We start from the raw sequence: 15,265 nt of genomic DNA, 5'->3' as shown, positions 1-15,265 counted from the left end.
ATGAGAAATTTTATAACTTTTGATGAATCAATAGAAGTTTTAAATAGTATAAATATAGTTGAAAAATCAACTCAAAAACTATTTTTAACAAATGCTCTTGGAAGAGTTTTGGCTGAAGATATTATAGCTTTAGAAAATAGCCCAGAGTTTCCAACATCTGGTATGGATGGTTATGCTATTAAGTTTGAAGATATAAATAGTGAACTTAAAATAACACAGAAGAATCCAGCTGGTTTTATAGTAGAGAAAGATGTTGAAACTGGCACTTGCATAAAGACTTTTACGGGTGCATTAATGCCAAAAGGTAGTGATACTTTAGTTCCTATTGAAAATGTTGAAGTTTTAGAAGATAGAATAAAAATAGTTAAAAGTGTTCCTAAAGGTTTTGCCGTAAGAGATGTTGGTGAAAATTATAAAAAAGATGAAGTTTTAATTAAAAAAGGAACGATTATTGGATTTAGTGAAGTTGGAGTATTAGCATCACTAAATATTCCTCAAATAAAAGTATATTCAAAACCTATAATTGCAGTTGCAAGTACAGGAAGTGAGATTTTAGATCTTGGAGTTGAAAAAACAAATGATTCACAAATAAGAAGTTCAAATCACTTAACTCTTGAAGCACTATTTACTCAATGTGGCGCTGAAGTTATCCAAAATGGTCCTGTTGATGATGATATAGAGAATATTACAAACTTTTTTGAAACCTCTTTAAAAAAAGCTGATATTGTAGTTACTACTGGTGGAGTTAGTGTTGGAGATTATGATTTTGTTCAAGATGTAATAAAAGATAAATTAGAAGCAAAAGTTCTTTTTCATGGTGTTTTTGTAAAACCAGGAATGCATATTTTAGTTGCAATAAAAGATGAGAAAATAATTATCGCCCTTCCAGGTTTTGCATACTCTTCAACTGTTTGTGCAATTTTATATGTACTTCCTTTGATTTATAGATTAAAAAATAGCAATGAAAAGCTTCCAATTGTAAAAGCAAAAATAAATCAAGATTTAAATAACCCAACAAATAAAAAAATCTTTACAGCTTGTAATGTAGAATATAAAAATGGTGAGTATATTATTGATTTTGTTGGGAAAAAATCTGGAACAAGTGCTATTTTAACAAATATGTTAGGAAGCCCTGCACTTTTGATTCAAGAAGAGAATAGCTTAGTAAAAAGTGGGGATTTGGTAGATATTATTTTACTAAATAGCTTTAAATAGTGTCAAAAAATATCTTTTTCTTTCTCATAGTTATCTCTATGATTCTATGGGGAGCATCTTGGATTAGTACAAAAGTTTTAACAAACTATATTAATGCCTATGAAATGGTATTCTTGAGAATGGGAATATGCTTTTTATCGATGGCTCCAATAATTTTTATATCTAAAATGAATTATAAATTAGATATAAAAACTTTTATTTTAATCATATTTGCCTCGCTTTTTTTAGTTTTATACTCTATTTTTATGTTTTGGGGAGTTGAACATGGAACTGGAAGTTTAGGAGGAGCTATGGTTCCTTCAATGATTCCAATAATTACATATATTTTTGTAGCAATATTAAGTAGAAAAACAATTAGTCTAAAACACTCTTTTGCTCTAATTTTAGGTGTTTATGGTGTTTTAAATATGATAAATATCTATCAATTTAATCTTGAAGAGATTTTTAGTAAAGATAATATATATTTTATAATTGCTTCAACACTATGGGCAATTATTACAATAATTACTTCAAAATCACTAAAAATAAATGCTTTTGTATTTACAACTTACACATACTTAATTTCAAGCTCTAGTCTATACTTTTTATACATAGATAGCTCAATATTTACAAAAGTTTTAGAGTTTGATTATATCTTTTGGTTTAATATCTTTGTAATTACAATCTTAAGTACAACATTTGCAACTTCAATTTACTTTTTTGGAGCAGCAAAATATGGCGCAAAAGAGGTATCTAGTTTTGTATTTTTAGTTCCTGCAAGTGCTATTATAATTGGAAATATATTCTTAGATGAGAAGATTGAATTTACAACAATTATTGGAGTAGTTTTTGCAATGATTGCAATATATATTCTAAACAATCTAAACTTTTTTAGACTATTTAGAAAAAAGAGTTTAATTAATTTATAAACTCTTTCTTTTCTACATCATATCCAAGCTCTTTGAATCTTTCAATTAAAGGTGGATGAGAGTAGTAGAAAAATATATAAAGCTTGTGAGAGTGAGGAAAACTTTTATTCTCATTTGCTAACTTTAATAAGGCATTTACTAAATCCTCTTTACTAGATAAGTTTGAACCAAACTCATCTGCAGCATACTCATTGTGTCTTGAAATTAGTGAGATTAAAGGCATTAAAAAAAAGCTTAAAGCTGTTGAAAATATTAAAAATATTGAAATAATTGCATATGGCTCATTATTTAATCCAAGTTTTAAAAACAACTCATCATTTAAATTTCCAAATATAGCAAAAAAAACAAACATAATAAATCCCATAATTGCAATATTTTTTAAGATGTCTTTGTTTTTAAAGTGTCCCAACTCATGCCCTAAAACTGCAAGTAGTTCGTTGTGAGATAGTTTTTGTACTAAAGTATCAAATAAAACAACTCTTTTTGTACTTCCAAGTCCACCAAAATAGGCATTTAATCTATTGTCTCTTTTACTTGCATCTACACTAAAAACTCCACTACTTTTAAAACCAACCTCTTTTAAAAGATTGTTAATTTTTGCTTCAAGAACACTATCTTTTAATTTCTCAAATTTATCAAACATCTTATCTCTAATTAAAGGATAAAGCATATTTATTAAAATAATAACAGCAAAAACAAATACAAATCCAAATATCCACCAAGATGGAAAATTTAAAATAATATATGAAATTCCAGCAACAACAATAGATCCAAAAACAAAAGTTAAAATAGCTGATTTTATGGTATCTTTTATATATAAAGCAGGAGTTATAGTTGAAAATCCATATTTTTTATCTAAATTAAAAGTTTTATAAATATCAAAAGGCAAAGATAAAATCCAATTTACAATAATAAAAGCATTTATAAATAAAACAGCTTTTAATATATAAGAGTCTGTTTGAATTAATGAGTCTAAATATTTAAGACCAAAACCAATCCAAAAAATAAATATAACAAAATCAGCAAATGAACTAGAAATTGACAATTTTTCTTTATCAACTGCATAGTTTCCAGCTTCAATATAAGAGTTTTGCTCTAAAATCAAAGCTCTGTTTTTCATACTATCTTTTACAAATCCAATTTGCATAAATGATGTATAAATTGTAAAAGCAAAATATAGACAATACAAACCAATAAAAATTTCTAACACTAATTAATCCTTTAATAAATTTTATAAACTATATTCTATTTAAAATTTGCTCTAATCTCTTTTAATTTTGAGATTAAAAGATCATCATTTGAAAAATATACAATATCAAGACTCTCTTTAAATGATTTTTTCGTAAAATTCATACTACCTATCATTGCTAAGCTATCATCAATCAGAATATTTTTTAGATGCATCTTTTTTACACTATCTTCAAAAACAACCTTAATATCATTTGATTTTAAAATATTATAAACTTCACTATCATCTTCTACTTTACTCTTGTCGAGTAAAACAGTGATTTTTACACCATTTTTTGAAACATATATTAAGTCATTTGCTATTTTTTTATAAGAGAAGTTATACATTGCAACAAAAATCTCTTTTTTTGCATTTAAAATCTCATAAGACAATCTATCTTCTAATTTTTTTGAATCTTTTGGAAGCACAAAAATATCATTTGCTACTAAAGAGCCTACAAATAGAAGTAAAAATATAATTTTTTTCATTTAACTCTCCAAAATATCAAAGATATGATTTGGAATTTTTGAAGGTTTTCCATGCTTTAAAAAAGCTAATCTAAATTTTGCTTCAAAAATAAGCTCACCAACTCTGTAAATCTCTTGTTTCATAATAATTGATGCTGATTTTTTCTCAATTAGTTCTGTTTTAACTTCTAAAATATCTGCAAAAACTGCTGATTTTATCCAGTTTGCTTCACATGATTTAACTACAAAAAACTCATCTTGTGAGTGAGGAAGTAACCCTTTTTGAAAAAATAGCTCACTTCTAGCTCTTTCACAATAGTTTAGATAGTTTGCATGATAGACCATATTTCCACAATCTGTATCTTCGTAATAAACCCTTATTATCATTATTTAAACCCCATTATATAGCATTTTGTATATTTTTATTTGAATTAGGGACAAAAAAAGGGACAATTTTTGATAAATTATCAACTCTTTTTATGTCATCTTCTTTTATATATTTTGCGTAAAATTTCAAAGTAATATTTAAATCTTTATGACCTAACATTTTAGATACCCAAAGTATATTATAAGCTTCTGAAATCATTATACTTGCAAATGTATGCTTTAAATTATACAATGGTCTCTCTTTTACACCGCTTTGTTTTATAATCTATCTAATTTTTTCTATAATGTTTTAGTAAGTTCATCTTTTGGTTTTCACCTTTTTTACTTCATACCATCTTTTTAAAGCTAATGCTCTTTTTTTATAATTAGAGTAAGTTTATTTATAATATTTAATCAAAAAACTATTGAGTTGGTTTGCAAACATTTGTGCATCTTTTTGTGAAAATGGTTTTGGTCCACCTGTTATTTCGCCACTCTCACGGATACTCTCCATTAGGTTTCGCATCGCTAAGTATTGTTTTATATTATCAACACTATAAAGCTCACCTCGGTGATCAATTGCATGCGCATTTTTTTCTATTACCCTATTTGCTAGTGGTATATCAGCAGTAACAACCAAATCGCCCTCTTCTAACATCTCTACTATTTTATTGTCTGCTTCATCTGCAAAAGTATCTACGACGATGTACTCGACATGACAAGACTCACCTATATTTATCTTTTTGTTCGCTATTACATATGTTTTAATCTGTAATCTCTCTATTGAGCGAAGTAATATAGGCTTAAGCAAATTTGGAAAAGCATCACCATCGACATAAAGAGTAATCATCCATTAGCTCCATTTTTGATAGTATTTTAGTTTAAAGTTAATAGAAAATGGCTTATAGTATGCTAAATTAAAACTCATAGATGATGAAATAATTTAAATAGATTATTTAATAATCATGTTTCTTTTTTTATTTTTAATCTATATCTTTCACTAGTTACATTTATAATATTCGAATATGGCAAACTCTCTATTAGGGTGACTCATAGGGTGAAGATTATTTGATACTTTTCGTTAATTTTTACTATTTTTATTTGATATAAAATCACATTTGATATATAACTAAGTAATTCATTAAAATAGTTCTATTATACTACTAGAATGAATTTTAATAACAGAATTAATCGATTATCATCAACTTTAGTATTGTTAAATAAAGGTCAAGAGCTCTCTACTCCAAGCTTAGTTGAACGATTTAATGTTACAAAAAAAATCATTCAAACAGATTTTAAAGAGTATTTATTGCCATTATTTAATGATGGTAAAATATTTTATGACTACTCTTCAAAAACTTATAAAGCCAAAAATAACTTTCTTGCAAAAACACTTTTTAGTGCAGATGAATTAGCTATTGTACCAATACTCAAAAACAAAGTTAAAAAAAATATAGATTTATGCCGTAAGAGGTTTGAGTGATGAAGTTGGGTGATTTATGTATGTTAAGATTATTTATTAAATTTGTCGAAGGAGTAAATTATTAAACCTATACAATTACTACCTAGAGCAACATCTCTAATTGAATCACTAAGAGATATAGGATATTCATTTGAAAGTGCATTAGCAGATATTATTGATAATAGTATTACAGCCGAAGCTAGCAATATAAATATTTATTTTGATTTTGAAAACAATGTACTAAAGCTTGCTATTTTAGATGATGGCTATGGAATGGATGAGAGTGAACTAATTGAAGCCATGAGGCCAGGAACAAAAAATCCACTTGATGAAAGAACAAAAAATGATTTAGGTAGATTTGGCTTAGGATTGAAAACAGCATCATTTTCTCAATGTAGAAAATTAACTGTAGTTAGCTCTAAAAATAAAAATGCTAGTGCAGCAGTATGGGATTTAGATTATGTTGCAGAAACTGAAGATTGGACTTTACAACTTTTAAATCACGATGAATTTAATGATATATACAAATTTTCAGAACTTAATGATAATGGTACTTTAGTTATTTGGGAAAAAACAGATAGGATTATCGATAATACAGTAAATACAATAACAGAAGAAACAATTTATGAAAAAATGAGAGTAGTAGAAAAACATATTGCATTAATATTTCATAGATTTTTAAAAGGAAACAATAAAATAAATATCTTTATAAATGGAAAAGCTATAGAACCTTTCGATCCATTTCATAGTGCTCATATCGCTACTCAAGAGCTACAAGAAGAAATTATAAATTTAAATGATGAAAAAATCATTATAAGACCCTATATTTTGCCTCATTATTCAAAATTATCTCAAAAAGAATATGATTATTATGATGAAGATGGTGGTTATTTAAAAAATCAAGGCTTTTATGTATATAGAAACAAAAGACTACTTATTTCAGGGACGTGGTTTAGAATCATAAGACAATCTGAAATGTTTAAACTGGCAAGAATTCAAATAGATTTACCTAATAATTTAGATAGTTTATGGAAAATTGATGTTAGAAAATCTTATGCATCTCCACCATCTATAATAAGGCGAAGATTAAGTAAAATTATTGAAAAAATTTCAGGTGCATCTTCAAAAGTTTACACGGCAAGAGGACACCGCAGTACAACAACTAATATTTCATTTTGGGAACGATATGCTGCACGTGGAGAAATTAAATATAGCATTAATAAAGAGCATCCAATAATACAAAATTTTTTAAACAATTTAGATAGAAAAGCTCAAGATGATTTCAATGAAATTCTGGATTTGGTCGGAAGTTTTTTACCAAAAGATGCACTATATGCAGACTTAGGGAACAATAATCCAAAAAAAGTTAATACTACAGATATTTCAAATGAATTTATAGAAAAATTAGCTTTAAAAAAATTATCTGATGAAAGAGATTTAATGACTGCACAAGAATTAGTATCTTTATTTCAAAATACAGAGCCATTTAATTTATATAAAAAAGATTGGAAAATCTTTGTAGAAAAGGCATTATAATGAGTCAAAAATGTTTGAATCTTGCAAGAAGTCTAGTAAAAAGTTATTTAAATTATAAAGACAAAAATTTTATTCCAGAGTATGATTTTGTGAAAAAATTATTAAACTCAAAATCTTTCGAATTAGAAGATCAAGGTTGTCAATTAACACCTGAAGATATTGATAGATTAAGTAAAGAAATTTCTGCAAACGAAGTTATAAAAATTCCTAATGCTTCAATAATAATGTCAAAAGAGAAGGAGCCATGGCTACATACATTAGAAAATATACAAACAAGTTATTCAGACAGATATAAAAAATATTTAACTGAAGAAGAAGGATTTTCTAGACAAGTTGTTGATAAAATATATGAAACTACAGATGAAATATTAGATTTTATGGCCAATCCTACATTGCAAGTGAAAAAGATCAAAAAAGGTCTTGTAATGGGAAATGTTCAATCTGGAAAAACTGCTAACTATCTTTCTTTAATCAATAAAGCCTCTGATGTTGGATACAAGCTTATCATTTTGATTACAGGAGTACATGAAAACTTAAGAAAGCAGACTCAAGGAAGAGTCAATAGTGGATTCATAGGTTTTGACAGATTTGCAGAACCCCAAGAAATAGGCGTATCAAAATATGGAGAAGTTGATAGACCTTTTTCTTTTACCAATAGTGAACATGACTTTAAGACAAATGTTGCAAAGTCACTAGGATTTAATCCTAAACAATCAAATGTACCTGTTATATTGGTTATTAAGAAAAATCCAACAACATTAAGAAATGTTATTGAATGGTTAGAAACAAATCAGACTAAATCAGAATATTTGAATTATCCATTATTGCTTATTGATGATGAAGCAGATAATGCATCAATTGATACAGATAAAGATCCAAATAAATCAACAACTATCAATAGACAAATTCGAACTATTCTAAATATGTTTACAGTTAGAAGTTATGTTGGTTACACAGCAACACCTTTTGCAAATATTTTTATTCATCCAAGTTCTCAAACAGATGAATATGGAGTAGATTTATTTCCAGAAGACTTTATAGTTTCTCTAGAAAGTCCAAATAATTACATTGGCGCACAAAAAATCTTTGGTGAAGATGATAACTCTATGCTTATAACAATAAAAGATATTGATTATACAGAAGGTTCATTGCATGATAAATTGAAAAAAGATGATTCTGTGGAATATTTACCAGAAAGTTTATTTGAAGCTATCAACTTTTATCTATTAACAATTGGAATCAAAAAGCTACGAAAAGTAAAAAGTATTCATACCTCTATGTTAGTAAATGTATCCTTTAGAGTCGAAATTCAAAACCAAGTAAAAGATTTAATCACAATTTATATAGAAAAGCTCTCAAATGTTATAAGATATAACTCTTATAAATCATTAAAAGACATGTTGAAAAATGAATTAATTAACTCATTATTTCTTTTATGGAATAAGAAAATAGATACTAAAGATTTTACATTTGAAGAAATTATTAGAAAAATAACACATGAATTAGACAATTTAAAAATTTTTCTTGTTAACAGCAAAACAAAAAATGATGAAAAGCTTGATTATGATAAATACAAGCAAGAAGGGCTAAATGCTATCACAATTGGTGGGTATAGTTTATCAAGAGGGTTTACTGTAGAAGGACTTACTGTCAGCTATTTTTTAAGAAATTCTAAAATGTATGATACTTTATTACAAATGGGTAGATGGTTCGGGTATAGAAATGGTTATGAAGATATATGTAAAATATACATGAGAAATGAAGCTATACATTGGTACAAGCATATTACTGAGTCAACCGAAGAACTTAGAGAAGAATTTAAAATCATGAATGACCATGGATTAACTCCTAGAGAGTATGGATTAAAAGTTAAAAATCATGAAGAATCATTAATAATAACAGCTAAAAATAAAATGCGTCATTCAGCGAATGCAACTATTTCAATTGACTATTATGGAGAATTAATTGAGACAAGAAAATTATTGTCTGAACAAATAAAAGTTGAAGAAAATCTTGTAACACTTAAACAATTCGTTACAAAACTATCTAGAAAACCTCAAGATGCAAATGAAACTAAAAACTTTTTATGGCGTAATATTGACTCTGAATTAGTATTAGAGTTTATAAAAAAATTCAACAATCATCCTTTAAATATAAAAACTGATTACAAATGTGTTGAAAAATACCTAGAAAATCAAAATTTAAATTCATTTGATGTTGCAATAATTACTAATAGCAATAAAGACAGCGGATATGAAATAGTTAATGAGTCTATAACAATCTATAAAGAATTAAGAAGTTCTTTTATTGATGATAAAACTATTCAAGTTAGTGGAAATAAATCAAGAGTCGGAAGTATAAGTGATGAAAAAATTGGTTTAGATCAAATAGAGATTGCAGAGCTTACTAAAAAATTAAGTGGAAAAAAATTAAGTGGTGCAGATTATAGACAATTACGTAAAAAACCATTACTAATTCTTCATATTTTAGAAATACAAGAAAAAAGTAAAGATGAAGCACCATATAAATATCCATTAAGTGTAGTAGCTTATGGTATAAGTTTTCCTGGAGAACAAAATTATAATAGTAAAAAAGCAAAATCAGTATCTTATACCGTAAATAGAACATGGCTAGAAAATAACAATTTATTAGATGAGGATACTGATGATGAAGAATAATCCATGGGATGAAATAGAAGATTCAACAAATAAAATCGATTTTAATGCAATTATTGCTGATAAGGAAAGTGTTTTAGATTTTTATTGGGCAAAGGATTATTATGGACAACTATTATTTATTTTACATACCAACTCGGATATTATTATTAATGAAAAAATACCAAACCTAAATGGATTAACTATAAATGTGGGTAGTTTAAAAGAAAAAAAGCAACTTGTTCTTACCTTACAAGACATATCTAATGCGGATTTATTTTATATAATATGTTCAGATTTGATTAATACAACCAAACAATTAAATGATGAATTAATTGCCATTAAAAAAATTTTAAAAAGATTATCTCAGTGGCAATATTTTTTAAAAAACAATAACAAACAAATTGATAAAAATCAATTAAAAGGATTAATTGGTGAATTATATCTTTTTAAAAAGCTGCTATCAAATTTTTCAATATATGAAGTACTTAATTTTTGGAAAGCACCATTAGGTTCTGTTCACGATTTTGAGCTCTTAAATTCGACACTAGAAGTAAAAACAAAATCTTCAGTAAATAGTATTACTATATCATCATTTGAACAAATGTTTTCAGAACTTGAAAATTTATTTCTTTTTGTAGTCACTCTTAATGAAAGCTCAAAAACATCACTTGACTCTTTTAATATCTATGATTTAATTTTTGATATTAAAAAGCTAATCAATTTTGATGATATTGATAGTTGCGAGAGATTAGATAATTTATTATTTGCATATGGTTTTATTGAATTAGAAGAGTATAAAGAACTCTACTTTAGCATTATTCATGATGAGATATATCATGTTTGTGATGATTTTCCAAGAATAATGTCAAAACCTAATGGTGTAGATGATCTAACATATAAAATTAATCTTGAAAAATGTAAAGACTATATAGTAATTGATGTAATTGAAAAAATAAGAGGTAAAATAAAATGAATACTATTGAAGAATTTTATAATGATTTTCAACAACAAATTTATGCATTTTCAGATGTAAGTGAAGATTTTAAAGCTGTTCAATTCTTTGAAAAAGCTATGGAATATTTAATAGATGACGGAATAGTTGAAGACTATTCTTATCTTCCATTTATTAAAAAAAGCATGGGCATGAAAATTGATGGATATGATTTTATTGCTGACAGAGGTATATTGAGTCTATTTATTTGTGAATATGAAGATGATTTGGAATTAAAAAATTTATTACAATCAGAAATTGACGCTAGCGTTAGAAAAGTGATTAAATTTTTCTCTCAATCTATTACTAAGCAATTATTTAAAGACCTTGAGGAAACTTCTCCTGGACATGCAATTTCACATTTTTTGTATCATAATCAAGATAAGTTTACTGATATAAATATCGTAATCATAAGCAATAAAAAATTAAGCCAAAGAGTTAAAAGTTTACCAACTGAGCAAATAGATGGATATAAAGTTGCATATGATATTTGGGATATCAATAGGTTATATGATATTGAAACTTCTAAAAATAAAAAAGAGTCTCTTGAAATTGATTTTACAGAAGATTTCAATACAAAAATACCTGCATTGCCAGCACATATTGAAAAATCGCCATATCATTCATACTTATGTGTTGTAAATGGAAATATTCTTGCTAATTTATACGAGAAGTACGGTGCAAGACTTTTGGAATCAAATGTTCGAAGTTTCTTACAATTTAGAGGAAAAATAAATAAAGGAATAAGAAAAACTATCAATGAAGATCCTAGCATGTTTTTTGCTTATAACAATGGTATAACCGCAACTGCTGAGTATATTGAATTAGATGAAAATAATTTAATTACTAAGCTAAAAAATTTTCAAATAGTAAATGGAGGACAAACAACAGCTTCATTGTTTAATACTAGAAAAATTGACAAGGTTCCACTAGATGATATTTTTGTTCAAATGAAATTAACAATAATTGATGACGATAAAGTGAATGAAGTTGTTCCAAATATTTCTAAATTTGCCAATACTCAAAATAAAGTAAGTGATTCAGATTTCTTCTCAAATGATGTTTATCATATAAGAATTGAAGAAAAATCTCGACGAATCTGGGCTCCTATTAAGAGTGGTGAACTCAAGGGTACTAAATGGTTCTACGAACGAGCTAAAGGTCAATACCTAGAAGTTCAATCCAAACTTACAGATGCACAAAAGAAAGAATTTAAAGCTACTAATCCAAAATCACAAATGTTTACAAAAACAGATTTAGCAAAATATATGATGGTATGGGAAAATCTTCCTCACATAGTAAGTCTAGGAGCTCAAAAGAATTTTGACAAATTTGGGGAAATAATAGTTCCAAAATGGAATAAAAACGATAAAGAATTTAATGATGTATATTATCAACATGCTATTGCAAAAGCGATTATATTCAAAGAATGTGACAGTATTGTTTACAGTCAACCATGGTATGGTGGATATAAAGCAAATATTGTTGCATATACCTTATCTACAATTTCTTATTTATTAAGTAAAGAAAAAAAGAACATTAATTTTTCACAAATCTGGAAAAATCAAGAAATAAACCAAATTTTTAAAGATGAAATTATATCTATTAGTCAATATGTGAATAGCTATATTACAAATACAACTGAAAATTTTACCAATGTCTCTGAATGGTGTAAAAGAGAGTTATGTTGGACAAAATTAAAAGATATCTTAAATCACACTAATGATCTTACACTCAGTGAACAATTTATAGAATCACTACTTGAAGATGATGAGTTAACTTATGAATTAAAAGAAGCAAAGAAAGAGCAAAAAATTGAAAATGAAATGGAAAGGTTAAAAAAACTTTATCAAATTCAACCAAATACATGGAGTGAAATTATTCAATTCGGGAAAGAAAACAATTTGATTTCTCAATCAGAAAATATGCTTTTAAATTTAATTCCTAGCGGTAAATATCCATCAGATTCACAGTCTAAAAAAATTATCCAAACAATAGATAGGCTTCAAGAAGAAGGTATGGCTAGTGTTTTATAATTTATCTAAAAAGGATTTTTTTATGAACTTAGATAATTTATATCTATATAGTTATTCTGATAAAGAAAAAATAGATTTATCAGGAACTTATTGTAAAGAATCACTTACAAAGACTATGATAGATAAATGGATTTCATATATGGAATGTCATAAATGTGGGAAATATGATTATTGTAAATATACAGAGCCTCATCAAACTAACCCTAATAAAAAAGCTGAGATTAAATGTGGAGTGGCTAAAGATTTTATTATTAACTTTGTAAATACTACTTTTAATCTAGTCAAAGATCTTGACAACACACAAAAGCAGGCTTATTTAAATGCAGCTTATTATTTTACTAAATATGTACAAAGTGCCGAAATCAATATTGGCACATTTATAAATAAAGACTATTTGAGTGGGTGGGGTAGTTATGCACCAATATTATATGGATTTTCTAAGCAAACTTTAGATTATTTAAACAAATCTCATAGAGAAATGAAGCATATAGATATATTCAGTAGCAAAAAAAATGTAATCTTAGTAGAGGGCTTTAGTGAAAAAATTTTTGTTGAAAACTTTACAGATTTGGAAGTGATAAACTACGAGGGAAAAGGTAGAATAGATTTTAGTAAGATAGAATTCTTAGTTAAAGAGTATCATGACAAAGGATATGAAGTTTACTTACAATCTGATCTAGATGGAAAAAAGGAAAATCAAAAAGTTAATAGAATTATAAATGGGGGTTTAATCAAAGAAGAGAACATCTTTCAATTTAAGCATGATTTTGAAACAGCTATACCACCAAAACTTTTTTATAATATCCTACAAGATAATGAGTTAATAGAGGATGATTTTGAAGATTTTAAAAAAGATGCTAATCTATCTCAAGGTATAGTAAAACATGTAAAAAATAAATATGGGGTAGATGTTAATAAAAGAATGGTAGCTACTGAAATTAGTTTAATAATTCATAAATTAAAATATAGAAAAAATCTATACGAGGATGAGGACTTTTTAAATACTGAAATTGGAAAGTTTTGGAACTTTGTTAGTAGAATAGTGTAAACAAATGCAAAACAACTATATCCAAAAAAACTTATAAAATTTCTTGAATCTTTTTAGCAATTTGTTCCGCCATCTTAGGTGGAACAGCATTTCCTATTTGTCTAAAAATTGCAGTTCTTGGTCCTTCAAAATAAAAATCATCTGGAAAACTTTGTAGTCTTGCAGCTTCTCTAATTGATAATGACCTTAATTGTTTTATGTCTGGATGAATATAATAATGTCCATCCATTGCCATATGTGCAAGAATAGTATGTGAAGCTCTTTCATCAGCTTTTATAACATTAAATCTATTTGTAAAAGATGTAGTATTTTTATGAGTTATTAAATCAGATCTTCTAGTTGATAACTCCTTATAGCAAAGCCTTTCTTTTCTTGTATCCCATGCTAAAATAGCCTCTTTATATATTTCTCTATCTCTATCATTATGAGGTCTAGTTTCATGTTGCGTCAATATATCAAAACCTTCATCTCTTATATTTGAGTCTTGTAGGTATTGATTTGCTGGTTTTGTATATTTATTTTTACCTTCAATCTTTGCACCTGGAGTTATTTTTGGTAAATCATTTAATACATCAAATACAAAATACTTATCGTTAACAATCTTTTCAAAATCTGGATATACATATTTTTTTTCGTCTTCTTTTTTCCATCCAACAATAATAATTCTTTTTCTATCTTGTAACACACCATAATTAGATGCTATTAATTCATCTAATTCTATGTGATAACCTGCATCATCAATAGCTTTTTTCAAATCTTCAAAATACTGTCCATTTCCAGCAGACTTAAGTCCTGGAACATTCTCAAAAATGAACATCTTTGGTTTAAATGTTTCAAGAAATTGAACATAATATTTATATAGGAAATTTCTAGGATCACAACTAACAGCTTCCTTCATCCTTGCTCTACCAATTACAGAATAAGCTTGACATGGTGGTCCACCAATAATTACATCTACACCATTTAAATTTTTAGATACTAAATTATTTTTAACAGTATTAACTATATCATCAAAAGTATTATTAGAAATTTCTTTATTTATTACATCTTGAGAGTCTGAAACACCTGCAATTTGCCATAATTCTTCAGTTGAAATTTTTTTAAGAAGATAATCATGATATATTTTAAGTTGATTTGTATTTTTTAGGTTCCAATATGCTGTTCTAGTTTTTAAAGTTTTACACGCATAAGCATCTGCCTCAACATGTCCTACAAAAGTAGAATTAACTCTAAAAAAGCCCTCTGACAATCCGCCAGCACCTGAAAATAAATCTAGTACTACCACAACTTCCCTTAATTTTTTTGAAATTATATCTAATCATGTATATTATATGACTGAATACCTGTTAAA

14 protein-coding genes are annotated in these 15,265 nt (G+C 26.8%); 8 read left to right on the top strand and 6 right to left on the bottom strand.

Annotated features, from left to right (window positions below; all coding sequences use genetic code 11):
- Both CRU94_RS04810 and CRU94_RS04805 read left to right on the top strand, forming a co-directional pair.
- Positions 1 to 1,215, top strand: a complete 1,215-nt coding sequence (locus tag CRU94_RS04810) for a molybdopterin molybdotransferase MoeA (RefSeq protein WP_129105677.1) — start codon at positions 1 to 3, stop codon at positions 1,213 to 1,215.
- Positions 1,215 to 2,123, top strand: coding sequence for a DMT family transporter (locus tag CRU94_RS04805; RefSeq protein ID WP_129105676.1), 909 nt, complete (start codon positions 1,215 to 1,217; stop codon positions 2,121 to 2,123). The genes CRU94_RS04810 and CRU94_RS04805 overlap by 1 nt, the downstream gene beginning before the upstream one ends.
- Here the strand turns inward: CRU94_RS04805 and CRU94_RS04800 are convergent.
- The 5 genes from CRU94_RS04800 to CRU94_RS04780 form a co-directional block, all read right to left on the bottom strand.
- A complete protein-coding gene (locus tag CRU94_RS04800; protein ID WP_129105675.1) occupies positions 2,113 to 3,333 on the bottom strand; it encodes a M48 family metallopeptidase in 1,221 nt (406 codons plus the stop codon). The genes CRU94_RS04805 and CRU94_RS04800 overlap by 11 nt on opposite strands.
- A 35-nt stretch (positions 3,334 to 3,368) precedes the next feature.
- Complete coding sequence (locus tag CRU94_RS04795; RefSeq protein ID WP_129105674.1) at positions 3,369 to 3,839, bottom strand: phospholipase D-like domain-containing protein; 471 nt, start codon at positions 3,837 to 3,839, stop codon at positions 3,369 to 3,371.
- Complete coding sequence (locus CRU94_RS04790) at positions 3,840 to 4,205, bottom strand: YbgC/FadM family acyl-CoA thioesterase (protein WP_129105673.1); 366 nt, start codon at positions 4,203 to 4,205, stop codon at positions 3,840 to 3,842.
- A gap of 13 nt (positions 4,206 to 4,218) precedes the next feature.
- Complete coding sequence (locus CRU94_RS04785; RefSeq protein ID WP_129105672.1) at positions 4,219 to 4,437, bottom strand: tyrosine-type recombinase/integrase; 219 nt, start codon at positions 4,435 to 4,437, stop codon at positions 4,219 to 4,221.
- Positions 4,438 to 4,581: 144 nt separating this feature from the next.
- Positions 4,582 to 5,034 carry a YaiI/YqxD family protein gene (locus CRU94_RS04780; protein ID WP_129105671.1) on the bottom strand — a complete coding sequence of 151 codons (453 nt, stop codon included), beginning with the start codon at positions 5,032 to 5,034 and terminating at the stop codon, positions 4,582 to 4,584.
- Between the two features lie 318 nt (positions 5,035 to 5,352).
- Between CRU94_RS04780 and CRU94_RS04775 the strand changes: the two genes are divergently transcribed.
- From CRU94_RS04775 to CRU94_RS04750, 6 genes are read left to right on the top strand one after another with little or no spacing between them, the layout of a single operon-like run.
- Positions 5,353 to 5,667: a hypothetical protein gene (locus tag CRU94_RS04775; protein ID WP_129105670.1), complete on the top strand. Its 315-nt coding sequence runs from the start codon at positions 5,353 to 5,355 to the stop codon at positions 5,665 to 5,667.
- 57 nt (positions 5,668 to 5,724) lie between these two features.
- Positions 5,725 to 7,182, top strand: coding sequence for an ATP-binding protein (locus CRU94_RS04770; RefSeq protein WP_129105669.1), 1,458 nt, complete (start codon positions 5,725 to 5,727; stop codon positions 7,180 to 7,182).
- Positions 7,182 to 9,860, top strand: coding sequence for a Z1 domain-containing protein (locus tag CRU94_RS04765; RefSeq protein WP_129105668.1), 2,679 nt, complete (start codon positions 7,182 to 7,184; stop codon positions 9,858 to 9,860). The genes CRU94_RS04770 and CRU94_RS04765 overlap by 1 nt, the downstream gene beginning before the upstream one ends.
- A complete protein-coding gene (locus CRU94_RS04760) occupies positions 9,850 to 10,812 on the top strand; it encodes a PD-(D/E)XK motif protein (RefSeq protein WP_164966567.1) in 963 nt (320 codons plus the stop codon). The genes CRU94_RS04765 and CRU94_RS04760 overlap by 11 nt, the downstream gene beginning before the upstream one ends.
- Entirely contained in the window at positions 10,809 to 12,866 is a 2,058-nt protein-coding gene (locus CRU94_RS04755; RefSeq protein ID WP_129105666.1) for an AIPR family protein, read from the top strand. Before CRU94_RS04760 ends, CRU94_RS04755 begins: the two co-directional genes overlap by 4 nt.
- Before the next feature lie 22 nt (positions 12,867 to 12,888).
- Positions 12,889 to 13,914, top strand: coding sequence for a hypothetical protein (locus tag CRU94_RS04750; protein ID WP_129105665.1), 1,026 nt, complete (start codon positions 12,889 to 12,891; stop codon positions 13,912 to 13,914).
- Between the two features lie 31 nt (positions 13,915 to 13,945).
- Here the strand turns inward: CRU94_RS04750 and CRU94_RS04745 are convergent, their stop codons facing one another.
- Entirely contained in the window at positions 13,946 to 15,199 is a 1,254-nt protein-coding gene (locus CRU94_RS04745; RefSeq protein ID WP_129105664.1) for a DNA cytosine methyltransferase, read from the bottom strand.
- Positions 15,200 to 15,265: the final 66 nt, after the last annotated feature.

The sequence above is a fragment of the Arcobacter sp. AHV-9/2010 genome (genome assembly GCF_004116575.1).
Lineage (GTDB): Bacteria > Campylobacterota > Campylobacteria > Campylobacterales > Arcobacteraceae > Aliarcobacter > Aliarcobacter skirrowii.
Note: the sequence above shows the minus strand (reverse complement) of the source record. Positions and strands in the feature narration are given on the sequence as shown.

Bases quoted from the DNA above. Each gene is read 5' to 3' on its own strand.
- CRU94_RS04810 (WP_129105677.1), top strand. From the start codon at position 1: ATGAGAAATTTTATAACTTTTGATGAATCAATAGAAGTTTTAAATAGT.
- CRU94_RS04795 (WP_129105674.1), bottom strand. From the start codon at position 3,839: ATGAAAAAAATTATATTTTTACTTCTATTTGTAGGCTCTTTAGTAGCA.
- CRU94_RS04790 (WP_129105673.1), bottom strand. From the start codon at position 4,205: ATGATAATAAGGGTTTATTACGAAGATACAGATTGTGGAAATATGGTC.
- CRU94_RS04780 (WP_129105671.1), bottom strand. From the start codon at position 5,034: ATGATTACTCTTTATGTCGATGGTGATGCTTTTCCAAATTTGCTTAAG.
- CRU94_RS04775 (WP_129105670.1), top strand. From the start codon at position 5,353: ATGAATTTTAATAACAGAATTAATCGATTATCATCAACTTTAGTATTG.
- CRU94_RS04765 (WP_129105668.1), top strand. From the start codon at position 7,182: ATGAGTCAAAAATGTTTGAATCTTGCAAGAAGTCTAGTAAAAAGTTAT.
- CRU94_RS04760 (WP_164966567.1), top strand. From the start codon at position 9,850: ATGAAGAATAATCCATGGGATGAAATAGAAGATTCAACAAATAAAATC.
- CRU94_RS04755 (WP_129105666.1), top strand. From the start codon at position 10,809: ATGAATACTATTGAAGAATTTTATAATGATTTTCAACAACAAATTTAT.
- CRU94_RS04750 (WP_129105665.1), top strand. From the start codon at position 12,889: ATGAACTTAGATAATTTATATCTATATAGTTATTCTGATAAAGAAAAA.